The 23,272-nt window shown below is 68.5% G+C and carries 21 protein-coding genes; 14 read left to right on the top strand and 7 right to left on the bottom strand.

Annotation, left to right across the window (positions count from 1 at the left end):
• The first annotated feature begins 49 nt into the window (after positions 1–49).
• Entirely contained in the window at positions 50–2,341 is a 2,292-nt protein-coding gene (locus GPX89_RS01165) for a phosphocholine-specific phospholipase C (RefSeq protein ID WP_157354636.1), read from the top strand.
• A 5-nt stretch (positions 2,342–2,346) separates the two neighbouring features.
• Here GPX89_RS01165 and GPX89_RS01160 read toward each other — a convergent pair whose 3' ends face one another.
• The gene (locus GPX89_RS01160; protein ID WP_157354635.1) at positions 2,347–3,063 is read right to left on the bottom strand and encodes a hypothetical protein; all 717 of its coding nucleotides are present in this window, start codon (positions 3,061–3,063) and stop codon (positions 2,347–2,349) included.
• A gap of 42 nt (positions 3,064–3,105) precedes the next feature.
• Positions 3,106–4,554 (bottom strand): lipase maturation factor family protein, encoded by a 1,449-nt coding sequence (locus GPX89_RS01155; RefSeq protein WP_157354634.1) that lies wholly within the window; start codon positions 4,552–4,554, stop codon positions 3,106–3,108.
• A 466-nt stretch (positions 4,555–5,020) separates the two neighbouring features.
• Here GPX89_RS01155 and GPX89_RS01150 point away from each other — a divergent pair, with 466 nt between their 5' ends.
• Both GPX89_RS01150 and GPX89_RS01145 read left to right on the top strand, forming a co-directional pair.
• Complete coding sequence (locus GPX89_RS01150) at positions 5,021–7,267, top strand: sensor histidine kinase (RefSeq protein WP_157354633.1); 2,247 nt, start codon at positions 5,021–5,023, stop codon at positions 7,265–7,267.
• A complete protein-coding gene (locus GPX89_RS01145) occupies positions 7,264–7,911 on the top strand; it encodes a response regulator (RefSeq protein WP_157354632.1) in 648 nt (215 codons plus the stop codon). Before GPX89_RS01150 ends, GPX89_RS01145 begins: the two co-directional genes overlap by 4 nt.
• A gap of 27 nt (positions 7,912–7,938) precedes the next feature.
• Here the strand turns inward: GPX89_RS01145 and ligD are convergent, their stop codons facing one another.
• A complete protein-coding gene (ligD, locus tag GPX89_RS01140) occupies positions 7,939–8,904 on the bottom strand; it encodes a non-homologous end-joining DNA ligase (protein WP_328601402.1) in 966 nt (321 codons plus the stop codon).
• A 133-nt stretch (positions 8,905–9,037) separates the two neighbouring features.
• On the opposite strand from ligD, the gene GPX89_RS01135 reads away from it, so the two are divergent.
• From GPX89_RS01135 to GPX89_RS01105, 7 genes are all read left to right on the top strand, one after another.
• A complete protein-coding gene (locus GPX89_RS01135) occupies positions 9,038–10,642 on the top strand; it encodes an FAD-binding protein (protein ID WP_328601401.1) in 1,605 nt (534 codons plus the stop codon).
• A 41-nt stretch (positions 10,643–10,683) separates the two neighbouring features.
• Complete coding sequence (locus GPX89_RS01130; RefSeq protein ID WP_157354630.1) at positions 10,684–12,303, top strand: adenylate/guanylate cyclase domain-containing protein; 1,620 nt, start codon at positions 10,684–10,686, stop codon at positions 12,301–12,303.
• Positions 12,304–12,432: 129 nt separating this feature from the next.
• Positions 12,433–13,839, top strand: a complete 1,407-nt coding sequence (locus GPX89_RS01125; RefSeq protein WP_235946620.1) for a nucleobase:cation symporter-2 family protein — start codon at positions 12,433–12,435, stop codon at positions 13,837–13,839.
• Between the two features lie 97 nt (positions 13,840–13,936).
• On the top strand, positions 13,937–15,457 hold the full coding sequence (locus GPX89_RS01120; protein WP_157354629.1) for a cytochrome P450: 1,521 nt from the start codon (positions 13,937–13,939) through the stop codon (positions 15,455–15,457).
• Between the two features lie 9 nt (positions 15,458–15,466).
• Positions 15,467–16,228, top strand: coding sequence for a TetR/AcrR family transcriptional regulator (locus GPX89_RS01115; protein ID WP_157354628.1), 762 nt, complete (start codon positions 15,467–15,469; stop codon positions 16,226–16,228).
• 88 nt (positions 16,229–16,316) lie between these two features.
• On the top strand, positions 16,317–17,048 hold the full coding sequence (locus GPX89_RS01110) for an alpha/beta fold hydrolase (protein WP_157354627.1): 732 nt from the start codon (positions 16,317–16,319) through the stop codon (positions 17,046–17,048).
• A gap of 4 nt (positions 17,049–17,052) precedes the next feature.
• Positions 17,053–17,544 (top strand): group III truncated hemoglobin, encoded by a 492-nt coding sequence (locus tag GPX89_RS01105; protein ID WP_157354626.1) that lies wholly within the window; start codon positions 17,053–17,055, stop codon positions 17,542–17,544.
• Here the strand turns inward: GPX89_RS01105 and GPX89_RS01100 are convergent.
• Positions 17,444–18,463, bottom strand: coding sequence for a bile acid:sodium symporter family protein (locus GPX89_RS01100; protein WP_328601400.1), 1,020 nt, complete (start codon positions 18,461–18,463; stop codon positions 17,444–17,446). The genes GPX89_RS01105 and GPX89_RS01100 overlap by 101 nt on opposite strands.
• A gap of 83 nt (positions 18,464–18,546) precedes the next feature.
• On the opposite strand from GPX89_RS01100, the gene GPX89_RS01095 reads away from it, so the two are divergent.
• Together GPX89_RS01095 and GPX89_RS01090 are read left to right on the top strand one after the other, a co-directional pair.
• On the top strand, positions 18,547–19,416 hold the full coding sequence (locus tag GPX89_RS01095) for a LysR family transcriptional regulator (RefSeq protein WP_328601399.1): 870 nt from the start codon (positions 18,547–18,549) through the stop codon (positions 19,414–19,416).
• Positions 19,417–19,613: 197 nt separating this feature from the next.
• Positions 19,614–20,780 carry a glycosyltransferase 87 family protein gene (locus GPX89_RS01090; RefSeq protein ID WP_328601398.1) on the top strand — a complete coding sequence of 389 codons (1,167 nt, stop codon included), beginning with the start codon at positions 19,614–19,616 and terminating at the stop codon, positions 20,778–20,780.
• On the opposite strand, the gene GPX89_RS01085 is transcribed toward GPX89_RS01090, so the two are convergent.
• Both GPX89_RS01085 and GPX89_RS01080 read right to left on the bottom strand, forming a co-directional pair.
• Positions 20,767–21,189 (bottom strand): tautomerase family protein, encoded by a 423-nt coding sequence (locus tag GPX89_RS01085; RefSeq protein WP_157354625.1) that lies wholly within the window; start codon positions 21,187–21,189, stop codon positions 20,767–20,769. The genes GPX89_RS01090 and GPX89_RS01085 overlap by 14 nt on opposite strands.
• Positions 21,190–21,221: 32 nt before the next feature.
• Positions 21,222–21,920 carry an SDR family oxidoreductase gene (locus GPX89_RS01080; protein ID WP_157354624.1) on the bottom strand — a complete coding sequence of 233 codons (699 nt, stop codon included), beginning with the start codon at positions 21,918–21,920 and terminating at the stop codon, positions 21,222–21,224.
• 109 nt (positions 21,921–22,029) lie between these two features.
• Between GPX89_RS01080 and GPX89_RS01075 the strand changes: the two genes are divergently transcribed.
• Together GPX89_RS01075 and GPX89_RS01070 are read left to right on the top strand one after the other, a co-directional pair.
• Complete coding sequence (locus GPX89_RS01075) at positions 22,030–22,614, top strand: TetR/AcrR family transcriptional regulator (protein WP_157354623.1); 585 nt, start codon at positions 22,030–22,032, stop codon at positions 22,612–22,614.
• A gap of 108 nt (positions 22,615–22,722) precedes the next feature.
• Complete coding sequence (locus tag GPX89_RS01070) at positions 22,723–22,896, top strand: hypothetical protein (RefSeq protein WP_157354622.1); 174 nt, start codon at positions 22,723–22,725, stop codon at positions 22,894–22,896.
• Positions 22,897–22,902: 6 nt separating this feature from the next.
• Here GPX89_RS01070 and GPX89_RS01065 read toward each other — a convergent pair whose 3' ends face one another.
• A complete protein-coding gene (locus GPX89_RS01065; protein ID WP_157354621.1) occupies positions 22,903–23,241 on the bottom strand; it encodes a winged helix-turn-helix transcriptional regulator in 339 nt (112 codons plus the stop codon).
• Positions 23,242–23,272: the final 31 nt, after the last annotated feature.

The following is a 23,272-nucleotide window of genomic DNA, read 5'->3' as shown; positions in this document are numbered from 1 at the left end:
TCTCCCGCGCCGCGAGGCTGGGAACAGACCAACGGATCGGAGATTGCTGATGGGGCGTGGATTCGCCAGGACGAATCGGCGGACGGTGCTGGGGTCGATGCTGGCCGCGGGCGCGGCCGGGGTGACCGGGCTGCCCGACGGCATGGCGGAGGCGCTGGCGGAACCCGGCCGCTCGGGGTCGCTGGATCAGGTGCAGCACGTGGTGATCCTGATGCAGGAGAACCGTTCCTTCGATCACTACTTCGGAACCATGAGCGGCGTCCGAGGTTTCGGCGACAAGCGGGCGGTGCGACTGCCCGCGGGCGGCTACGACCCGATCCTGCAGGCGGCCATGGACACCGCGCTGGCGGGCGGCCCCGGCACCGATCTCGGCAGCGGCTCGGCGGGCACCGGCAGCGCCAGCGGATCGGCGAGCGGGTCGGCCAGCGGGTCGGGCAGCGGCTCCGGCAGCGGCTCCGCAGGCGGCGACGCCCGCGACGCGTTCCATCAGCCGGATGCGTTCTCCAGCACCGGATTCCTGCTCCCCTGGCATGTCGACACCTCCCGCTTCGACGGACAGGACATGGGCGATCTCGCCCACGACTGGAACACCACGCACATGGCGTGGGCCGACGGCGCGTATCACTCCTGGATCGCGGCCAAGTCCAAGATGACCATGGGCTACTTCACCGAGGCCGACATTCCGTTCCATCGCGCGCTGGCCTCCGCGTTCACCATCTGCGACCACTACTTCTGCTCGATCCAGGGCCCCACCACGCCGAATCGGCTGTTCCACTGGACCGGCACCATCGACGCGGCCGGGCGCGCGGGCGGCCCGGCGGTGTCCAATCCCCCGGACTATCGGCCGGTGTACGGCTGGACCACCTATCCCGAACGCCTGCAGCAGGCCGGAATCTCGTGGCAGGTGTACGCCGACTCGCACAGCGGCGGCGCGTTCCTCGCCGACTTCGGCGACAACCCGCTGTGGCTGTTCCAGGCCTACCACGACGCCGCGAAATCCTCCGATCCCGCCGTCCGCCAGCTGGCCGACCGCGCCAACGTGACCACCGCCGGCATGCAGCCCGCACCGGCCGGTACCGACGGCACCAATGTCGATTACGTTCTGCAGCAGTTCATTTCCGACTGCGCCGCGGGCACCCTGCCGCAGGTCTCCTGGGTGGTCGCGCCCGCCGGCTACTCCGAGCACCCCGCCTACCGGCCCGCGGACGGCGCGGCCTACATCCAGCGGGTGCTGAAAGCCCTGTGGGACAACCCGAAACTGTGGGAGTCGACGGTCCTGCTGGTCAACTACGACGAGAACGACGGCTTCTTCGACCACGTGGTGCCGCCGACCGCACCGCCGGGCACCCCGGACGAGATCCTGCCGTCGCTCGAAATCACCGGCACCGACCTGAGTTCCGGCTCGGCGACCCTCGGCCTGTCCTCGGGCTCGGCGGCCATGGACACCCTGATCAGCCGGGCCGGGACGCTGCTGGGCGGGCAGTCGCCGATCGGCCTGGGACCGCGGGTGCCGATGCTGGTCATCTCGCCGTGGAGTCGCGGCGGCTACGTGAATTCCCAAGTGTTCGACCACACCTCGGTGCTGCGCTTCCTCGAACAGTGGACCGGGGTCGCCGAGCCCAATATCTCGGCCTGGCGGCGCGCGGTGTGCGGCGACCTCACCAGCTGCTTCGATTTCGGCAAGCGCGACACCAGCATTCCCACCCTGCCCGACGCCGATGCCGAGCGCGCCCGCGCGGGCGGCCAGCCGAACCTGCCCAAGCCCACCCCGCCCTCACCCGCCGGGCAGCAGATGCCGGTGCAGGACGGGGGCCGTGCCAAGGCCCGGCCGCTGCCGTATCAGCCCGTCGCGTGGCTCGAGATCGCCGGTTCGGCCGCGACGGTCAGGTTCGGCAATCAGGGCTCGGTGCCGATGCCGTTCCAAACCTTTGCCTACCACGACAATTCGATCCGCCAAACGGTGGTAGCCCAGGGTGGCGCGCAGGAACGCTTCCAGATCGGCGGCAGCTACGACTTCGCGGTGCACGCGCCCAACGGATTCCTGGTCGAGGCTTCGGGTTCCGCCGACACCGCGGCGCTGACCGCGACGGCCGCGATCGGCGGCAGCGCCGATCAGCCCACTTTCGTGGTGACGGTGAGCAATTCCGGCGGCTCCGCGCTGACCGTCCAGGTCGGCGGGGGCTCCGCCACGACCATCGACGCCGGATCCAAGCACGAGTTCACCGCACCGCTGGACCAGGGCTGGTACGACCTGACCCTCAGCCTGTCCGGAAACGGCAACTGGCACCGGCACTTCGCCGGTCACCTGGAGAACGGCAGCCCGAGCAGCACCGCCGTGTAGCCGCGTCAGGATTCGAACGCGGCGGAATGCCATTCGTGCAGGGCATCGCTGTTGGCACGCAGATATTTGAGGGACTGTTTCATGTAGACGCGGGGATTCGTATCGAGATGGTGTGCCCACACCGGTTTCGGATCCCCGCGCATGACGGTCCAGCAGGCCAGCGCGTAACCGTACATCGGCTGGGAGAGGTAGCCCAGGCGCTGGGAACGCCACCCGCGGCTGTTCTGCGAGAACTGGAAGGCCGCATTGGCATTGAACACGCCCAGCCCGAGGAAGACGGTGGCCAGATCGGTGAGCTGCTCGCCGTCGTGGCGGCTCGGGTCGATCCGCCGCTCCCCCAGCAGCCGTTCGTGGGCCAGCTCGTGGGCGACGGTCGCGACCAGCGTGACCGGTGAGCGCAGGCGCGCCAACTCCAGCGACACCACCGCGCGGCCGTGCTCGAGCCGATAGTGCCCGGCCTCCCCGCGCGTGGAACCCTCGAGGAACGCGAGCTGCTCCGGGGGCAGCCCGCCAGCCGAATCCATCTCCACCACAATGCGATCCCGGGCCACACCCATGTACCGGGCCACCCGCTCGACCACCGACAGCACCTGCGATTCGGTCCCGCTGTAGGCGCCGGGGAAGAAGTCACCGGTCGGCAGCACCACCGGGGCCTTCAGGGTCCTGGTCCCGAATTCCGCCACGCACCAGCGCAGCATCTCCTCGACCCAGATCCGCTCCATCTCGCCCACCGGACAGCGCGGCCGGAAAAATCCCATGCCGCATTATGTCCGCCGCGCGAGCGGCGCGCGTCTCGAAGCGAGCGGCGGCGCGTATTCGCTGACCAGGCCGCGTACCCACCAGGCCCGGGTATCCCGCAATTCGCGGACGGTGCTGAAGCGGTACTCGTAGAGTCGGGCCCGCACGAATCTCGGCGGCGCATCGGGGAACGGGTTGCGGCGCAGCAGGCGCAGGGTCGCGGGATCGTTGCGCAGCAGGCGCTCCAGGAATTCGGGGAACCAGGGCCGCGCATAGGTCGGCGAGTGCGCCGCGAACCACAGCATCCAGTCCAGGCGTAGATGGTAGGGAGCCCACTGGCGCGGAAGCCGGTGCGGGTCACCGGGTTTGCCCTTGAACTCGTACTCCGACCAGTGCGTGTGCTCGGTCAGCACCGTCTCATCGGTTCCTTCGACCACCACCTCGTAGCGAACGCGGTCGATGCTGCCGAACGCCCCGAAGGTATTGATGAGGTGAAAAGGATTGTAGGACTGGTTCATTCGCTGCCGACGCGACAACATATTGCGGACCGGCAGGTAGCTGAGCACCACGGTGACGACAGCGAACACCACCCCGAGCACCGTGAACCACAGCGGCCCGCGGCCCATATCGGGCGCGCCAGGGACCGGAAACAGCCGCGCCGCTGAGGAATCCGAGATGGCCGACCAGGCCAGGATGATCGTCAGCCAGTTCAGCCACGCGAAGTTGCCCGACAGCACCAGCCACAACTGGGTCACGACGATGATCGCCGCGGCCACGCTCGCCACCGGTTGCGGCGCGAACAGGCCGAAGGGAACCACCAATTGCACGACATGATTGGCCGCGGCCTCGATCCGGTGCAACGGTTTCGGCAGATGGTGGAACAACCAGCTCAACGGCCCGGGCATCGGCTGCGTTTCGTGGTGGTAGTAGAGCGCGGTCAGATCCCGCCAGCAGCGATCGCCGCGCAGCTTGATCAACCCGGCCCCGAACTCGACCCGGAACACCAGCCAGCGGGCCAGCCACACCACCAGCACCGGCGGGGCCACCGAGTCGTTGCCGAGGAAGATCACCAGGAAACCGGCCTCGAGCAGCAGGGATTCCCAGCCGAAGGAGTACCAGACCTGACCCACATTGACGATCGACAGGTACAGGACCCAGACCAGCAGCCAGAGCGCCATCGCCGCCCACAGCGGAACGACATCGGCCGCGCCACCGACCAGGGCCGCCGACACCACCGCCCCGCCCCACGCGACGATCGCGAAGAACCGGTCGGAGTAGTGCCACTGGAACACGCTCGGAGCCACCCGAAACGGCCGCCGGGCCAGGTAGCGCGGGACCGGCAACATGCCGTCCGCCCCGATCAGCGCCTTGAACTGCCGGGCCGCCGCCACGAACGCGAGCACGTACACGACGGCCACCCCGCGCTCGAGCACCTGCCGCGCGAACCAATATTCCGGTGCGATGAACCACGCCATCCCGCGCCTCCTGCGCCGGCTCGAGTCATCTCCCGTCCAAGGCCGAGCCTACTGCGGATCAGAGCGGGATGAAGGCCCGCAGGATGCCGACGACGTTCGCGACGATGCCGGTGACGGTGCTCGTCAGGTCCAGTGCGGACGAGCCGAGGTTGAGGATTTCGCTACTCATGGGGCCTCTTCCTAAGACAGCGTCGTGATAGGGAGGACTACCTGTTCGAAATCACTCGACAGCGTATGCGGTCGGCGGCGGGAAACCCGGGAGGCCGGGCGGTTACCCCGGCGGCCGTTGACTCCCCGCCCGCCAACGGCCGCGGGCGCGGCAGTGGCACGGGCCGGACCCGACACCACTCCGCACCATCAGACGATTCCCGAGCCGGACGGGTCTGTCTGTCGTGCGTTCGACGGACAGCGCACCTTCCGACGGCGATGCCATGCTGGTTCGGATTCGGTTCGGTACCGTGTCCGGGTGCCGCGCGACGCCGACCCGACCCATGCCGCGGTCGCGCAGGAAGCCATGTGGCTCGCCATCCGATTCCGGCACGCGGCCTGCCTGCTGCTCACCGTCGTCCATCTGCTGAGCGGTGCCGCGGATCCGGGGCCGGGGCGGGCGGTGACCGTGCTGCTGGCGGTGTGGTCGGCGAGCCGGCTGTGGGGGCGGCGACTCGGTCCGTGGTGGACCGCCGCGGATATCGCGGTGGTGTCGATCTATCTGCTGGGCACGGTCAGCGTGGCCGCGTCGGGAGTCTCGACCAAGGACCTCATCGATGTGAAAGTCGTGGCGGCAACGGTGATCTCGGTGGGCATCGCGGAACGCGTGCGGGTGTCCGCCGCGGTGACCGCGCTGGTCCTGGGGCTGCTCTATTACGCCAATCGCGCGACGCCGGGGCTCACGCCGTGGGGTTTCCTGTCCGATATGGCGGTCGCCTATCTGGTGGTGGAGTGGCTGCTGGCGGTGGGTGTGCGCCGGGTGGTGCTGCGGGCGGCGACCGTGCACGACGCGACCGTGAGCGCCGCCGCGGACTCCCGCGTCGCGGGACAGGTCGCGGCCGCGCGGCGGCGCTACGAGCACGAGCAGTGGGCGGTCATGCACGACACCGCGGCGGCCACGCTGTTGATGGTGGGGCAGGGCGCGGCCGCGGATCCCGAACGCATCGCCCGGCAGGCCGCGCGGGATCTCACCGTGCTGGAGTCGGGCATCCCGCTGCCGGGCGACGACTCCGAGGTCGATCTGGCGGAGTTGCTGCGCGAGTTGAGTTCCGAAGGCGCGACACCGGTGACGATGCGCGCGCCGGGTCCGCTGCCGATCCGGCGGGCACTGGCGTGGACGGTCACGGCCGCGGCGCGCGAGGCGCTCACCAATATCGACCGGCACGCCCACGCGTCGCGCGTTCTGATCGACGCCGCGCCGGGGCGGCTGGTCATCACCGACAACGGCATCGGCTTCGACGGGGATCCCGGGGCCGATCGCTACGGCATCCGGCATTCGATCGTCGAGCGGCTGGAAGGCGTGGGCGGCAGCGCCGAGATCACCAGCGTTCGCGGCAGCGGGACCGAGATCCGGCTGACCTGGCACGTCATCGAGACCGTTGCCGCCGAGGGCGATTCGCTCGACGAATCGGAGACCAGCGCGGGAATCGCGCGGCTCGGACGGAGTTTCGGCCACGGCATGGTGGGGATCGCGGTGGTGGACACCTTGCTGCAGTCGACGCTCACCACTGCCGCTTCGACGCCACCCGCCTTGGTGAACGCGCTGCTGGTCGCGATCAATGTGGGGTGCGCGCTGGCCGCGCTGACACCGCGCCGCCGGGAGCCGGTCACGCTCGCGTTGATGGGTGCGGCGATCGCGGGGTCGCTCGTGCTCACCGCGTGGCTGCCGGCGGATGCCGTTCTCGCGGGGGCGAACTGGTCGATCGGGGCCTCGGGGTGGACGGTGGTCGCGCTCGGCTTCCGGCTGCCGCCGCGACTGTCGCTGTCGGCGCTGACGGCCTGGTGGGTGCTGGTGTGCGCGGTGGTGCTGGGGCGTGCGCCGAGTGCGGAGAATCTCACGGCGCTCGGGTATCACACGGCGGCCATCTTCTTCCTGCAGGTGTTCACCGCCTGGTTCGCGGCCACGCTGGATCGGGCGGCGCGGCAGGCGGCGGCGCTGCATCGGGAACGGTTGCGGCATCGGACCACCGACGCGGTCGGGCGCATGCACGAGCAGGAGTGCCTGCGGCGGTATCGGGAGCTGCTGACCGAATTCACGCCGCTGCTACGGGGTTTGGCCGATGGCACGCTGGATCCGGCCGCTCCGGGAACGCAGGCGGCGGCCCGGACCGAGTATGCCCGGCTGCGGCGGCTGTTCACCCAGCAGGACGGTGTCGCGCATCCGCTGCTCGCGGATCTGCGCGCCGGGATCGACGATGCCGAACGGCGCGGGGTCGCGGTCACCGTGGAGGCCGCGCCCGACCACCCCGACCTGCCCGACGCGGTGCGAGGTCATCTGGTGGCCGCGACGCGGATCATGTTGGACGCCAGCCGTTCCCATGCGCGGGTGGTGGTGACCGCGGACGCCGCCGGCTGCACCGTCAGCGCCCTGGGCGATTGCCCGGTCGAGACGCTGGACCGCCTGTCCACCCTGACCGACTCCGCCGTGCACACCGAGGTGGTCACCGCGGGCGAATTGCTCTGGGCGCGACTGCATCACCGCTTCGAGCTGGAGGAAGCCCGATGATCCGCATCGCCATCGTCGACGACCACCCACTGATCCGCGACGGGGTGCGCGGCTGGTGCGCGGCCGCCGAACCGCACATCCTGGTGGCCGCCGACCACCCAGACCCAACGGCCTTCCTCGCCTCCGCCGGCCCGGACCGCGGCAACCTGGACGCGATCGTCCTGGACCTCCAATTCGACCAGCGCGCACCGGATCTCACCGCCCTGTCCACCATCTGCACCCGCGGCCACCGCGTCGTCGTCTACTCCCAGCACACCGAACCCCACCTGGTCCGGGACTGCCTCGACCTCGGCGTGGTCACCTACCTCTCCAAAACCGAAGGCCGCGAACACCTCATCGCCGCCCTGCACGCCGCCGCCGAGGTCCGCCCCTACCTCAGCCCGACCATGGCCCGCGCCATGAGCACCGACGCCGACGACCGCCCCAAACTCTCCCAACGCGAACGCGAAGTCCTGCTGGCCTGGTTCCAAACCGAATCCAAAGCCCTGGTGGCCCAGCAGCTCTACATCACAGTCGGCACGGTCAACACCTACCTCGAACGCATCCGCGCCAAATACGCCTCCGTCGGCCGCTCCGCCCCCACCAAGGCCGCATTGGTCGCCCGCGCCATCCGCGACGGACTGATCACCACCGACGAACTCTGACACCCCCGATGCACCGCGCCACCAGCGCTAGTCGCCGGGTTCCTCGTCGAGGTCGACTTCGATCTTGTCCCGTTCGGCCCACTCGAGTAGCGGGTCGATGTCGAAGACTGCCTCGTCGATGCCCGCATGGAGATCACCCAGTTCCGCGTAGCGGGCGGGAACGGTTTTCATGGTGAAGTCGGCGGGGTGGATATCAGGGATTTCGTTCCAGCGCACCGGGGTCGAGACCGTCGCCTGCGGGACGCCTCGCACGGAGTAGGCGGCGGCGATGGTGTGGTCCCGCGCGTTTTGGTTGTAGTCGACGAAGAGTTGGGCCGGGTCGCGGTCCTTGCGCCACCAGGCGGTGGTGACGTCGGAGGGGGCGCGGCGTTCCACTTCGCGGGCGAACGCGAGGGCGGCTCGGCGGAGGTCTTGAAATCCGTGGGTCGGGGAAACCCGGACGTAGATGTGTAAGCCTTTGCCGCCGGAGGTTTTCGGCCAGCCGACGGCTCCCAACTCGTCGAGCACCTCGTGCGCCACGTCGGCCACGCGTTGGACACGCGACCACGGGCAGTCGGGCATGGGGTCGAGGTCGATGCGCCACTCGTCGGGGAGTTCGGTGTCGAAGCGGCGGGAGTTCCAGGGGTGGAATTCGACGGTCGACATCTGGACTGCCCAGATCACGTCGGCCAATTTGTCGACGCACAGTTCGTCGGCGGTGCGGCCGTAGCGAGGGAAGTAGAGCTGGACGGTGGGGATCCAGTCGGGTGCGCCCGCGGGGAGGCGTTTTTGGTGGACCTTGCCGCCGGGGAGGCCCTTGGGGAAGCGGTGCAGCATGCATGGGCGGTCGCGGAGGGCGTTGACGATGCCGTCGCCGACGCTCAGGTAGTACTGCGCCAGGTCGAGCTTGGTCGCTCCGGTCTCGGGGAAGTACACCCGGTCCGGATTGGACACGCGCACGTTGTGGTCGCCGACCGTTATCTCGATCGCCGGCGCCGCTGACTTGCTGGCCACCCGTTCGACGGTAACCGGCATTCCGGGCATCCGCATGCCGCGACGCGGGACGACACGGAGAATTAGAACGCGTTATAGTTCGGTGATTCGGGCAGTGCTAGCCGGTTTTTCGTGCGGGAAGGTGGTCGCAACGGTGCGGACCTGGGACTCTTCGGCCGATGTCGTGGTGGTCGGATATGGCGGCGCGGGGGTCGCGGCAGCCTTGGCCGCCCGGGAATCCGGGGCCGATGTGCTGGCGCTGGACCGGTATCTCGGGGGCGGGGCCACGGCATTGTCGGGCGGCATCGTGTACGCGGGCGGCGGGACGTGGGTGCAGCGGGCCGCGGGCGTCGAGGACGACGTCGAGAACATGCTGGCGTATCTGCGGGCCGAGGTCGGCGATACCGTGAGCGAGGCGACGTTGCGGCGGTTCTGCGAGGAGTCGCCGGCCATGATCGAGTGGCTCACCCGGCACGGGGTGCCGTTTCAGCCGTCGCTGTGCCCGTTCAAGACCTCCTATCCGACCGATGACTACTACCTGTACTACTCGGGTAGCGAAAACTCCGGTGGCTTCCGGGAATTGGCGACGCCGCGGCAACGCGGGCATCGGGCGCACGGACGCGGGGTGTCGGGAAAGAAGTTGTTCGGGCCGTTGGCGGAGTCGGCCGCGAAGCATGGTGTGCGGGTTCAGATCGGTACCAGGGCAACGCGGCTCGTCGTCGAGGACGGGCGGGTGACCGGGGTCGAGGCCACCACGATCGGCGGTGCGCCGCTCGCCGTGCGGCGACGGTTCGCCGCATTGGCTCGGATCTCGTCGAAACCCGGTGTGTATCACCAGGGTTTGCGGAAGGCGGTGCAGGCGCTGTTGGCGCGCATCGAGCGGCGCTACGGCGTTCCGGTACGGATCCGGGCTCGCTCGGGAGTCATTCTCACCACCGGTGGGTTCATCGCCAACGGTGCGATGGTCGCCGAGCACGCGCCGGACTATCCCTGGGCCGAAGGGCTTCCGCTGGGCACGGCCGGTGACGACGGCAGCGGGATCGCCATGGCGCAGGCGCTGGGCGCGGCCACCGGGCGTATGGATGTGCTCTCGACCTGGCGGTTCATCGCGCCGTCCAGCGCCTTCTTCGGCTCGATCGCGGTGGATGCCAATGGGCAGCGCATGATCGACGAATCCCGTTACGGCGCGGCGCTGGGTCAGGCCATCGCGGCCGCTCCGGGGCATCGGGCCTGGCTGCTCGTCGATGCGACGCTGGCCGCCGAGGCGCGTCGGCAGCTCGGGAAGCAGTCGGTGTGGTTCCAGCGGATGCAGGCCGAGCGGCTGATGAAGTTCGGCAGTGTGACCGGGCGGACGGTCGAGGAGGTCGCGGCGCGGGTCGGGATCGAGCCGACCGCGCTGCGCCGGACGGTGGACGCGCACAACCGGGCCATCGAGCGGGGACTACCCGATCCGATGGGCAAGCCGGACGATCTGCGACGGCCCCTGCACTCGGGTCCCTTTGCACTGCTGGATATTTCGTTCAAGTCCCGGCTCACCTATCCGATGCCGATGCTGACCCTGGGTGGGCTGCTGGTGGACGAGGAGACCGGCGCGGTGCGCACCGAATCCGGCGCGAGCATTCCGGGACTGTTCGCGGCGGGGCGGGCCGCGGTCGGGATCTGCTCGAACGGTTATGTCAGTGGGCTGTCGCTGGCCGACTGCGTCTACTCGGGTCGCCGGGCGGGCACGCGTGCGGTGGAGCCGGCCGCCACGCACTGACAGTCCCGGGATTCCGGCGGCGTACCCCCTACGCTGCGCTTATGGCCGATGACGATGTCACGACCGCCGCGTTGGGGCCCTCGCCGTGGGGGTCCCGACTGCTGGGACCGGCCGGGGAACAGGCCGGGATGCAGCGGATCCGGGTGCAGGTGCTGCTCACCGTCGGGCTGACGGTGGCGAATCTGATCGGGATGGCCCTGACCACGGTGCTGATCGCGTTCGTGCTGCCGGGGCCGGACACGCTCACCCCGGACATGGTGACGCTCAATTTCGTGGCGGTGCCGCTGGTCTCGCTCACGGCGCTGGTCGTCGGGTTCTGGTGGGGGACGGTGTTCGGATTGCGGACGCTGTACTGGTCGCGGGACCCGGACCAGATACCGACCGTGCCCGAGCAGGCGGCGACCGGGGCGGTGCCCCGCAAACTGGTCATGATGCAGGCGCTGCTGTGGCTCGGCGGGCTGGCGGTGCTGACGCCGCTGTACGCCCGGGCGGATCCGGGGTTCGTGCCGAAGCTGGTGCTGGGCATCGTGTTCAGCGCGATCGTGGTGTGCGCCAACAGCTATCTGATCGCGGAGTTCGCGCTGCGGCCGATCACGGCCCGGGTGCTGGAGGCCGCACCGTCGCGACCCCGGCGCGGCCTGGGGGTGTTCGGTCGCACGGTGGTGGTGTGGGTGCTGGGCACCGGCATGCCGGTGGCGCTGCTCATGGTGGTGGCGGTGATGACGCTGGCGGGCTGGCATGCGAGCGGGCAGCGGCTCGCGGTCGTGGTGCTGGCGCTGGGCGGGGCGACGCTGGTGTTCGGGCTGCTGCTCATGATGCTCACGCTGTCGGCGGCGGTCGCGCCGATCCGGGCGGTGCGCACGGCCATGCGGCGGGTGGAGGACGGCGACCTGCGGGTGGCGGTCACCGTGTACGACGGCACCGAATTGGGGGAACTGCAAAGCGGTTTCAACCACATGCTGACCGGATTGCGGGAGCGCGAGAAGATGCGCGATCTGTTCGGGCGGCATGTCGGGCACGATGTCGCGGCGGTGGCGTTGACCCGGGATCCCGAGCTGGGCGGGACCGAATGCGAGGCGGCCGCCCTGTTCATCGACATCATCGGTTCCACCACCATGACCGCCACCCGCCCGGCGAGCGAGGTGGTGGCGATTCTGAACGACTTCTTCTCGATCGTGGTCGACGAGGTGGAGCGCTGCGGCGGGCTGATCAACAAGTTCGAGGGCGATGCCGCACTGGCCGTATTCGGCACTCCCGCACCGCATTCCGATGCGGCGGGGGCGGCGCTGGTGGCGGCGCGCAATATTCGGCGGCGGCTGGTGTACTCGGATACCGAATTCGACGCGGGGATCGGGGTGGCCGCGGGCCGGGTGGTGGCGGGCAATGTCGGGTCGGATCGCCGGTACGAGTTCACGGTGATCGGTGACGCGGTCAACGAGGCGGCCCGGCTGTGCGAGCTCGCCAAGAACGACGACGTGCGGGTGCTGACCTCGGCGGCCACCATCGCCGCGGCCGCCACCCGCGAGCAGATCCATTGGCGGCTGGGCGAATCGGTGACCCTGCGCGGACGGACCCGGCCGACTCGATTGGGCCGGCCCCGGACCGCGGATCGGATAGCCGGGAATTCACACGCCGCCGATTCTGTAGGAAAATACGAATAGGGCCGCTAGGCACGCCGATACGGCTGGACAATCGAACAATCTGCTGCGGGACAGGTATTTCCTGCGCCATTATTCGGGTCGTGGTCGCGGCCTGCCTGGTCGTCGCCCACGTGTTCCAGGAGGCTTCTCATGCAAATGCGCTTCTCGCGCCCCTCCCGCAAACCCGATGACGGTGACGCCACGGCCGGTCCGAAACCGCCACCGCATCCCGTCGACGAAATCCCCAGACCGCCACGGCTGGTCCTGCTGGGCCTGCAGCACCTGGCGATCATGTACGCGGGCGCGGTCGCGGTCCCACTGCTGGTCGGCGGGGCGCTGAAACTGCCCGCCCACACCATCGGCCTGCTGGTCAATGCCGATCTGCTGGTTTCGGGCATTGTCACGATCATTCAGGCCGTGGGGATCGGGCGGATCCTCGGTGTGCGACTGCCTGTGGTCGCGGGCGCGACGTTCACCGTGGTCTCGCCCATGATTCTGATCGCGCAGCAGTTCGGCGGCGGTGAGGCGGGCCTGCCGACCGTGTACGGCGCGATTCTGGTGTCGGGCGTGTTCGGCCTGGCCATCGCCCGGTTCTTCGCCTCGGTGGTGCGATTCTTCCCACCGCTGGTGTCGGGGTGCGTGATCTGCGTGATCGGCTTGTCACTGATCGGCGCGGATGCCGGGCTGATCGCCGGGGACGACCCGAAATCGGCCGACTACGGCCAGATCTCGCACATCGCGCTGGCGGCGCTGGTGATCGCGTTGATCGTGGTCATCCACCGCTTCGCGCGGGGGCTGATCAGCCAGCTGGCGGTGTTGATCTCCATGGCCATCGGCACGCTGGTGGCGTGGCCCATGCACCTGGTCGACATGTCGAACGTCGGGCCCGCGGCCTGGTTCGGCATCTCCAAGCCGTTCACCTTCGGTGCGCCCGAATTCCACATCGGCGCGATCATTTCCATGTGCGTGGTCATGCTGGTGACCTTCACCGAGTCCACCGCCGACATGGTCGCCGTGTCGGAGATGGTCGACAAGGAGCTGGAACCGGCCGATCTGGCCCGTGGTCTCGCCGCCGACGGCCTGTCCGCGGTGCTGGCCGGATTCATGAACTCCTTCCCCGATACCGCCTTCGCCGAGAACGTCGGTCTGGTGGGCTTGACGGGTGTGCGCAGCCGCTGGGTGGTCGCGGTCTGCGGTGGCTTCCTGGTGGCCCTGGGCCTGGTGCCCAAGGTCGGCAATGTGGTTGCCGCGCTGCCGGGTCCGGTGGTCGGCGGCGCGGCCACGGTCATGTTCGCCATGGTGACCGCGGTCGGGTTGCGGGTGCTGCACAAGGTGCAGTTCGAGGGCACCAACAACATGCTGATCATCGCGGTCACGCTGTCGGTGGCGCTGCTGCCGGCGGTCGCGCCGAACATCTACACCAAGTTCCCGGCCAACTTCCAGATGATCGCGGGCAGCCCGATCACCTCGGCGGTGATCGTGGTCTTCGTGCTGAACCTGGTCTTCAACCATTGGGGTGCGGGCAAACGCGGCGAGGTCACCGCCGGTACGCATTGAGTCTTTGCGCGGGCCGAGGGCATTGACTGGGGCATGCTGTCTCACTACTTTGAGTGGGACAGCATGTCTCATATTCGCTCGGCAAGGGGGCCGCGATATGGCCGATAGCTCTGCTTCTCCGACTGCCCTGCACCCGCCCACATGGGCTCCGACCTTCATCCGCTGGCACGACACGAAGGTCGGCTGGCTGGAATCCTGGCGACTGGCCCTCCGGATCCTTCCGCGGGTCCGCGATCACACCGTGCTCGACTACGCGACGACCCTGCCCGGCGCGGACGACGTCATGGTCGCGCGGGTGCCCTTCGCGCGATTCGTCATCGTGCGCAGCCCGGAGCTGGTGCGGCACGTCCTGGTCAACAATCAGAACAACTACGCGAAGAGTCCCGAATACGACATGCTCGCGGTGGCGTTCGGACGCGGGCTGGTCACCGACTTCGATGACGAACAGTGGCAACGCAATCGGCGGCTGGTGCAGCCGATCTTCGCCAAGCGCAATGTGGACGGCTTCGCACCGGTGATGGTGGCGGCCGCGCGGGACGCGGTGGCGCGCATTCGCGACTCCGCCGCCGACGACGGGATCGTCGATGTGGGGGCCGAGATGAACCGGCTCACCCTGGATGTCACCTCGCGCACCATGTTCGGCACCGATATCACCGGGCCCATGTCCGAGGTGGTGCTGGAGCGGCTGCTGCGGTTCTTCGGGCGCGGGTTCATGACCAACCTCAGCCATCCGCTGCACAACATCTCGGCCTGGGTGCTGCAGCGGCGCGGCGATGCCGCCAATTCCCGTGTGCCCCTGCGCATCATGCGGGCCGCGGGCTGGGTGATCGAGCCGCGGGCCATGCGGGATCTGCGCCACGCCGAGCGGGTGGTGGACGGGCTCATCGCCGACCATCGCAGCGGGCGGATCGCGCGCAAGGACAATCTGCTGGCCCTGCTGATGGATGCCGAGGATCCCGAAACCGGCTACCGCTACAGCGATCAGGAGATCCACGACGAGCTCATGACCTTCATCGGGGCCGGAATGGAAACCACGGCAACGGCTTTGAGCTGGGTGTGGCAGCTGCTCGCCGAGCATCCCGAGGCCCGGGAGCGGCTGCGGGTCGAGGTGCGGGCGGTGCTGGGCGACCGGGCCGCGACGGCCGAGGATCTCGAACGGCTGCCGTGGACGCAGGCGGTCGTGGCGGAGACCATGCGGCTGCTGCCGCCGGTCATCGGATTGGCCAGGACCGCAAAGGATTACGACAATCTGGGTGGCTACGAGATCAAACCCGGAACCACGGTCGCGGTCATCCTGCACGCGCTGCACCATCATCAGGGAGTCTGGGACCGCCCCGAGGAGTTCGATCCGAGCCGCTTCCTGCCCGAGCATCTCGCGCGCGAGCAGAAACGGGCCGCCATCCCCTTCGGCGCGGGCAAACGCATGTGCGTGGCTTCGAGTTTCGCGAGCATGGAGGCGGCGCTGGTGGTCGCGACCTTCGCCCAGCAGCTGGAGTTCGACGCGGTCCGGCCCGACCGCGTCCGCCGGCAGATCTCCTTCACCGGCGGCCCCGACGGTCCGCTGCCGATGCGTCCCCGCTTCCTGGCGGAGGCTCATCCGGCCGACACCGCCGTATAGTCGAATCCCGTGAAACCACCCCCTCATCTGCGACCGCACCGCAGGCGCTCGGGTGGTCAGCGGTGGGACGAGCACAACACCGCGCGCCGCACCGCCATCCTCGAGGCGCTCATCGCGCTGCTCGAGGAGAACGAGCCCGGCGCGGACATCTCCACCCAGCAGATCGCCGACCGGGCCGGCCTGGCCCGTTCGGTCGTCTACCGCCAGTTCCGCAATCGCGAGGACCTCGACGCCCGCGCCCGGGAGCTGGTGTTCGACCATTACCTGTCGGAGCTGGAAGCGATCCTGGTGCTGGACCCCGCGCAGACGGCCGAGGACATCATCTTCGCGGTCATGCTCACGGTGGTGAGCTGGACTTCCGACCATCCCAATCTCTACCGCTTCGCCCAGCTCGGCCCGCTGCCCGGGCACCCGGGCCCCGACAGCCTGACCAGCTTCCGGCAGCGCGTGGCCGATACCCTGTGGCACCGATTCGCTTCCTGGACAGCCGTTCTCGGCATCGACGTCGGAGCGTTCCATCCCATGATCTACGGCGTGGTCGGCATGGTCGAAGGCGTCGTCTCCCAATACGTCACCGCCCCGGCGAGTTCCGAACGTCCCGCGCGGGAAACGCTGGCCCGCTTGCTGACCTCCTCCACCTGGCATCTCTTCGACGGGCACGCCCGCGATCTGGGCTACTCCTTCGACCGGAACGCCACTGTCGCAAGCACACTCGCGACGCTCTTCGCCACCTCGACCGGCCGGGACGAAGCTGGCGGCGAACAGGCATAAGGTGGCGTTCCATCGGTGGCACGCCACCCGGTGATCTCGCGAGACTGTCTTCATACCGAGAGACGTTGATGGGCTGGAGGCGAGACACATGACGACATTCGTTCTGGTGCCGGGTGGTTGGAAGGGTGCGTGGGTCTACGACGGGGTGGCACCGCTGTTGGAGCGGGCCGGGCACACCGTGCACGCATTGACATTGAGCGGGCTGGGCGCGGACGACGACCGGGCGACGGCGGCGATCAATCTGGACACGCATGTCGATGACGTGCTGCGGGTCTTCGATCGAGACGGGCTCACCGACGTGACGCTGGTCGGCCACAGCTACGGCGGGATGGTGATCACCGTGGCTGCCGATCGGGCACGCGGCCGGGTTTCGCGCCTGGTGTATCTGGACGCGTTCGTTCCGCGCGACGGCGAATCGTGGTGGTCGGAGACGAACGAGTTCTTCCGGGAGCTGATCTCCGCGGGCGCGGCGGACACCGGCAATACGGTCCAGCCCACGCTCGGCGGCGATCCGCGGCGGCGGCCGCATCCGCTCGCCACCTTCTTCCAGCGGGTTCGGCTGACCGGCGAGGTCGACCGGGTCGCACGCCGGGAGTTCGTCTACTGCGCGGGGTGGGAGGATCGGACGCCGTTCGCGGCCCAGCGCGCCCGGCTCGCGGCCGATCCCGGCTGGCTGGTTCACGACCTGCCGACCGGGCACGACGCCATGGGCGAGGACCCGGAAGCGGTCGCCGCGATCCTGCTGGCCGAGGGCGAAAATCCCCTGGGCCGAGCTGTAATTCAGTCGACAGCGCCGAGCCCGCATCGCGCGTTAGCGTGAGTCCATGGGCGATCGACGGGATATTCGCGGCCGGGCGGACCTGGACGAACTGTTGCGGCGGTTCTATGTCGAGGCGTTCGCGGATCCGCTGATCGGGCCGTTCTTCACCGAGATCGCCGGGACCGATCTGGATGTGCACCTGCCGCGGATCGGGGATTTCTGGGAGCGGGCGCTGTTCCGGACGGCCGAGTACAAGCGCAATGCCATGGCGCCGCACGCGGCACTGCATGCGGCGCGGGCATTGACCGCCGAGGATTTCGGGCGATGGGTGCAGTTGTGGCACGCGGCGGTGGATGGGCGCTATGCCGGGCCGAACGCGGACCGGGCCAAGGCGCAAGGCGAGCGGATCGCGGTGTCGATGTCGAAGCGGATGACCGGGGCGGACGGGTCGGCCACTACCGAGGGGCCGGGATTTGTTCCGCTTGCGGCGTTGCGGTTGCGGGCGGCGTGCGCTCCGCCTGCCGGGCGTAGCGCTGGGCCAGCGCCGCGCAGGTGAACAGCTGGATCTGGTGAAAGAGCATGAGCGGCAGCACGATCAGGCCCACCGGGTGACCGGCGAACAGCACCGAGGCCATGGGCAGACCGGTCGCCAGGCTCTTCTTCGAACCGCAGAAGGTCACCACGATGCCGTCCTCGCGGGAGAAGCCCAGCAGCCGGCTGACCAGTGAGGTGAGGGTCAGGACGATCGCCAGCAGCGCGGCGCAGACCAGGGCCGTGGAGATGAGCACCCGCGCGGAGAGCCCGTGCCAGATGCCTTCTGTCACACCGGCACTGAAGGCCGAGTACACGACCAGGTACACCGACCCCCGGTCCACGGTCTTGGTCGCCGCCGGATGGGCGAGCACCCAGCCCAGATGCGGACGCAGCAGCTGGCCCGCCAGGAACGGCAGCAGCAACTGCACCACGATCGCCAGCAGCGCCGACGGCGAAACCCGCACGCCCGCGGTGGTATTCATCAGCGCCATCACCAGCAGCGGGGTCGCGAAGACGCCGATCAGGTTGGACAGCGAGGCGCTGACCACCGCACCGGCCACATTGCCGCGCGCCATCGAGGTGAAGGCGATGGAGGACTGCACGGTCGAGGGCACCAGGCACAGGAACAGCACACCGGTGTACAGGTCCTGCGTGAGCACCGAGGGCACCAGCAGCCGCAGCGCCAGGCCCAGCAGCGGGAACAGCACGAAGGTGGCGCTCAGCACAGTGGCGTGCAGTCGCCAGTGCCGCAGTCCGGCCAGCGCCTCGCGCGGTTCCAGGCGCGCGCCGTAGAGCAGGAACAGCACCGCGATGGCGATCTTCACGGCCCAGTCCAGGACTTCGGCCGCGCCGCCGCGCGCGGGCAGCAGGGCCGCCAGCGCCACGGTGGCGAGGATGCCCAGCATGAAGGAGTCGATGCGGAGTTTGGCCAGTAGCTGCACGCGTTCGACGGTAGGGTGCCCGACACCGATCGCGATAGTCGTTCGATCCGATATCTACGATCGCGATACGTGATAATTACTCCGTGTTCGAACCCGAGCTGCTAAACACTTTTCTCGCCGTCGAGCGGGCCGGTGGCTTCACCGCCGCGGGCCGTGCGCTGGGTCTGCGCCAGTCCACGGTGAGCGGTCACATCGCCCGGCTCGAGCAGGCCGCGGGACGCGCGCTGTTCCGGCGCGACACCCGCAATCTGGCGCTGACCGCCGACGGCGCGGCCATGATCGGCTTCGCCCGCGCCATCCTCGACGCGCAGGCCCAGGCGCAGGCATACTTCTCCGGCTCCACGCTCACCGGCCTGATCCGCCTGGGCGCGTCCGACGATGTGATGGCCCGGGAGCTGCCCGACATCCTGGTGGAGTTCCAGCGCTCGCATCCCGGCGTGGATCTGGAGCTCACCGTCGGGCTCAGCGAGAACCTCAAGTCCCGCATGGCCGCCGGTGAGCTGGATCTGGTCTTCGGCAAGCGGCTGCCCGGCGAGCGGCACGGCACGCTGCTGTGGCGGGATCGGCTGGTGTGGGCGGGGCGTTCGGCCACAACGGAATTCGATGATCCCGTGCCTTTGATCACCTATCCGAAGCCGAGTCTGACCAGGCAGATGGCGCTGCGAGCGCTGAAGCACGCGGGCCGGACGTGCCGGGTGACCTGCGTCAGCGACAGCCTGCTCGGACTGCGGGCCGCGGCGCTGGCCGGGCTCGGGGTCATCGTGCACGCCGCGGGTGTGCTGCCCGAGGGGTTGATACCACTCGCGGACCCCAGACTGCCCGAATTGGGCGATCTGGATTTCGTTCTCATGCAGCGCCGCACGCGCCTGTCGGATCCGGAGCAGGCGCTCGCCGACGCCATCGTGGCCAATACCCGCCGCCTATCACTCCAGACCACGCGGTCGGGCACGTGACAAGAGTGCTCGTCGAGCGCGGTAGGGTGCACAGCGGGCAGGCTGAAGCCTTTCGCGTTCAGCGGTTTATGGAGCTCGACAGGGTGGTATCGCACATCTGAGGTGGGTTGCTCTTGATCGGTGCAAGAACGGAAGACCGTGCAGTCGTTGCGGATTCCCGCGTATCACCGCCGATACGGAACCGGAGGACGCTGTTCGTGCTGGTTTTCGGCGCGGTGCTGTCACTGGTGCTGATCTTCCTGACGGTGGATCCGTGGCTGGACCAGGTGGGCTTCCTGGCGGGCGGCTTCGATGTGCACATCTACCGCGACGGCGCGTGGAAGATCTACAACGACCATCCGCTCTACACCGAGACCACCCATCGCGACCTGTCCTACACCTACACGCCGTTCTCGACGCTGATCTTCCTGCCGATCCTGGGCATTCCGTTCGAGTCCGTCACCAATACCTGGCTGGCACTGAACATCTGCGCGCTCTACGTGTGTGTCCTGTTGTGCTGGCGTGTACTCGGGTACCGGTTGACGTGGCGGCTCGCGGGGATCAGCGCACTGCTGACGGCGACGGTCATGTTCCTCGAGCCGGTGCGCACCACGCTGTACTACGGGCAGATCAATCTCGTGTTGATGGCACTGATCCTGTGGGACTTCTCCCGCCCGGAACACAGCCGGATACGCGGTATCGGAGTCGGATTGGCGGCCGGTATCAAGCTGGTGCCGCTGTATTTCGTGGCGCAGTTCCTGGTGTTGCGGCAGTGGCGGACGGCGGTGACCGCGGCGACCACGTTCGTCGCGACCATCGTGCTGGCCTGGGCGGTGCTGCCCTCGGATTCGAAGCAGTACTGGACCAAGACGTTCTTCCAGTCCGACCGCATCGCGCCCGATACCCAGCCCGCCAACCAGTCGCTGCGCGGGACCATCGCCCATCTCACCGATCATCAAGTGCCGCAATGGCTGTGGCTGCTGTTCGCGGTGCCGATCGCGATCGGCGGGCTGCTGCTCGCCGCGGAGCTGCACAACCGCGGCGAGAAGCTGCTCACCGTGACGCTGGCGGGGCTGACCTCGTGCGTGGTGTCGCCGTTCTCCTGGAACCACCACTGGGTCTGGTTCCTGCCCTTGTTCGTCTATCTGGTTCACCGGGCCGAGGCCGACCCGCGCTGGTGGTCGGCCGCCGGGTTCCTGTATCTGGCCACCGGGGCGTGGTCGTACCACTGGACCGACACCTGGGTCGTGGTCGGCTGGTTCCTGTTCCCGCCGTCCTGGCCGATTTCGCAGATTCTGTTGAACTGCTACGTGATCGTGTACGCGATCATCGTCGGCTGTCTGGTCTACCGGCTGCGCACCCGTCCGGCGGTCAGTACGGGATAGGCCGGTTCGCCTGCGCCCACGCCTTTTCGGCGTCGCTGCCCTGGGCGGGCGGCCAGAGACCCGCGATCATCCACTGGTCGCGCGGGGTGTCCTCGATATGGAATTCGAGGTGCAGGCCGCGATCGCCGGTGTAGGGGCGCATGACGGTGTCGATGTACTCGGTCATGCGTTTGCGGCGTTCGGGGTCGTCGAGGTGGCGGGCCAGGTGTTTGACGACCACCCGGACCGTCTCGCCGGATGGCTTGCCGCCCACGAAGACCGAGTCGGCGGGCATTTCGTGGAACTGCACGACCACGTAGAACGCCGGGAGGCCGACGCGGGTGTAGATCTCGGTGATATCGGCCGCGAAGTCCTGCTTGTCCTGGTCGGTGTAGGTGTCGGCGGGATGGTAGATGTGCCACAACGGCATTGGTGATCTCCTGGTTCGCTACGAGGTCCGGCTCAGCGGATTCGGACGGCGAGGTTCTCGACGGGTCCCGACAGGGCCGCCTTCACCTGCCGGGTCATGTCGTCGACGAGAACTTCGTTCTCGCCCTTGGCCACCGCGGTGACGACGGCCTCGGCGACCGCGGCGGGGCTGATCTTGTCGGCGCTGATCCCTTTCACCATGTCGGTGTCGGCGAAGCCGAGGTGCACGCCGACCACCTGCGTCCCCTGCCCGGCGAGTTCCAGCCGCAGCGAGTTGGTCAGCGACCAGAACGCCGCCTTCGACGCCCCGTAGGCCGCGGCGCCGGCGATCCACGACAACACCGAATGGATATCCACCAGCGCCCCACCACCATTCGCGGCCAGAATCGGCGCGAAGGTCTGCGCGATGCGCAGCGGGCCGAAGACATTGGTCTCGAAAGTGGCTCGCACCTCGTCGATATCGGCGCTCAGCAGCGGTGACGGGTGCAGCACGCCGGCGTTGTTGATGAGGATCGTGACATCGGGGGCCGCCGCCGCGAGCGCCGCGACGGACTCGGAATCGGTGACCTCGAGCGCGAGCGGCACCACCCGGGGGTCGTCGCTCGGTATCGGGTTGCGCGCGGTGACGTAGACCTTGCTCGCTCCGCCGCGCAGCAGTTCGTCCGCGAATGCCTTGCCCAGACCCCGCTGCCCGCCGGTGACCAGGGCTACCGCGCCATCGATCTCGGTCATGCCGATGCCTCCCAGATTTAGATTATGGCCGTCATCTATCGATTAGATTATGAGCATCATCTATGCTGGGAGGCAAGACCGAGTTCCCGACCGAGAGGCGAGGATCGACATGCCCCGAGCCACCCGAGCTCAGGCCGAGACGCATCGCCAGGAGGTGCTGGACGCGGCCGCGGCGCTGGTCCGCCGGCGCGGGGTGAGCGGCGTGACCGTGCCCGAGGTGATGGCCGCGGCCGGGCTCACCCACGGCGGGTTCTATCGGCACTTCAAGTCCAAGGAGGACCTGGTCGCGCAGGCGTGCACCGCGGCCTGCGACGAGAAGACCGCCGAACGCGAGCGGATTCGCGCGGCGTCGCCCGACGCGGCGACGGCGCGGCGGACATTTCTCGAGCGGTATCTGTCGGTCAAGCATCGGGATGCGGCGTCGCAGGGGTGCGGAATCGCCGCGCTCGCGGGGGATGTGGCGCGGACCGAGACCGACAGCGCGCTGCGGGAGTCGTATCTGAAGGGACTGCACGACATGGTCGGCCAGCTCGATGAGCTGGGCGAACGTGACGCCGAGGACGAGTCGCTGGTGGAGCTGGCATTGATGGCGGGGGCGCTCATGTTGTCGCGGGCGGCCGCCGGGGACGAGTTGTCCGAGCGCATTCTCGAGGCGGCCCGCGACCACCTGCTAGACAACCGACCGGTCGGCTAACTAGCCGCATCTGTTACGCAAGAGTTCCACAACCTATATCCGAATCGAGCCTTCGCTGGGAATCCCTCTGTCGCATACCTTTCGCGAGCGACAACCGAGGAGGACGCCATGAAGGAGCCGGTGTGCATCGATTGCTGGCGGCGCGAGAACCTCACGTTCGCTCAGCGCCTCGACCCCGCCTTCAACAAGCGGGGGCCCAAGTACCGCTGCCCCATCCATCGCGAGATGTACGAGGCCGACGTGCCGGGCGCGGATCGCATCGACGGCAAAGAGGCGGCGTAGCCGTCGTCACGGGCTCTCGATGACGAGACCCGCACGGGCGCCGCGCTTCTCACCCCATTCGTAGAGCGCGGTCAGCACCGGGACGAGACTCCAGCCCTCGTCGCTGAGGTCGTATTCGACCTGCGGCGGCACGGTCGGAAAAACCGTGCGCCGCACCAGCCCATCCGCTTCCAGCTCCCGCAACTGCTGGATCAGCATCTTCTCACTGGTATCGGGCATGAGCCTGCGCAACTCCCCATACCGCCGCACCCCCTCCTTGAGATGCGCCAGAATCACCGGCTTCCACTTGCCGCCGATCAGATCCACGGTCACCTCGACCGGGCAGTTGTAGCGCTTGGCAGCCATATTCCCTCCCGGTACTTACCGAAAAGTGCGT

Source organism: Nocardia terrae (assembly GCF_009760405.1).
GTDB lineage: Bacteria > Actinomycetota > Actinomycetes > Mycobacteriales > Mycobacteriaceae > Nocardia > Nocardia terrae.
Note: the sequence above shows the minus strand (reverse complement) of the source record. Positions and strands in the feature narration are given on the sequence as shown.

Coding starts and splice junctions, on each gene's coding strand:
- GPX89_RS01165 (WP_157354636.1), top strand. CDS start 50: ATGGGGCGTGGATTCGCCAGGACGAATCGGCGGACGGTGCTGGGGTCG.
- GPX89_RS01160 (WP_157354635.1), bottom strand. CDS start 3,063: ATGGAGCGGATCTGGGTCGAGGAGATGCTGCGCTGGTGCGTGGCGGAA.
- GPX89_RS01155 (WP_157354634.1), bottom strand. CDS start 4,554: ATGGCGTGGTTCATCGCACCGGAATATTGGTTCGCGCGGCAGGTGCTC.
- GPX89_RS01145 (WP_157354632.1), top strand. CDS start 7,264: ATGATCCGCATCGCCATCGTCGACGACCACCCACTGATCCGCGACGGG.
- GPX89_RS01130 (WP_157354630.1), top strand. CDS start 10,684: ATGGCCGATGACGATGTCACGACCGCCGCGTTGGGGCCCTCGCCGTGG.
- GPX89_RS01125 (WP_235946620.1), top strand. CDS start 12,433: ATGCAAATGCGCTTCTCGCGCCCCTCCCGCAAACCCGATGACGGTGAC.
- GPX89_RS01120 (WP_157354629.1), top strand. CDS start 13,937: ATGGCCGATAGCTCTGCTTCTCCGACTGCCCTGCACCCGCCCACATGG.
- GPX89_RS01110 (WP_157354627.1), top strand. CDS start 16,317: ATGACGACATTCGTTCTGGTGCCGGGTGGTTGGAAGGGTGCGTGGGTC.
- GPX89_RS01105 (WP_157354626.1), top strand. CDS start 17,053: ATGGGCGATCGACGGGATATTCGCGGCCGGGCGGACCTGGACGAACTG.
- GPX89_RS01085 (WP_157354625.1), bottom strand. CDS start 21,189: ATGCCGTTGTGGCACATCTACCATCCCGCCGACACCTACACCGACCAG.
- GPX89_RS01080 (WP_157354624.1), bottom strand. CDS start 21,920: ATGACCGAGATCGATGGCGCGGTAGCCCTGGTCACCGGCGGGCAGCGG.
- GPX89_RS01075 (WP_157354623.1), top strand. CDS start 22,030: ATGCCCCGAGCCACCCGAGCTCAGGCCGAGACGCATCGCCAGGAGGTG.
- GPX89_RS01070 (WP_157354622.1), top strand. CDS start 22,723: ATGAAGGAGCCGGTGTGCATCGATTGCTGGCGGCGCGAGAACCTCACG.
- GPX89_RS01065 (WP_157354621.1), bottom strand. CDS start 23,241: ATGGCTGCCAAGCGCTACAACTGCCCGGTCGAGGTGACCGTGGATCTG.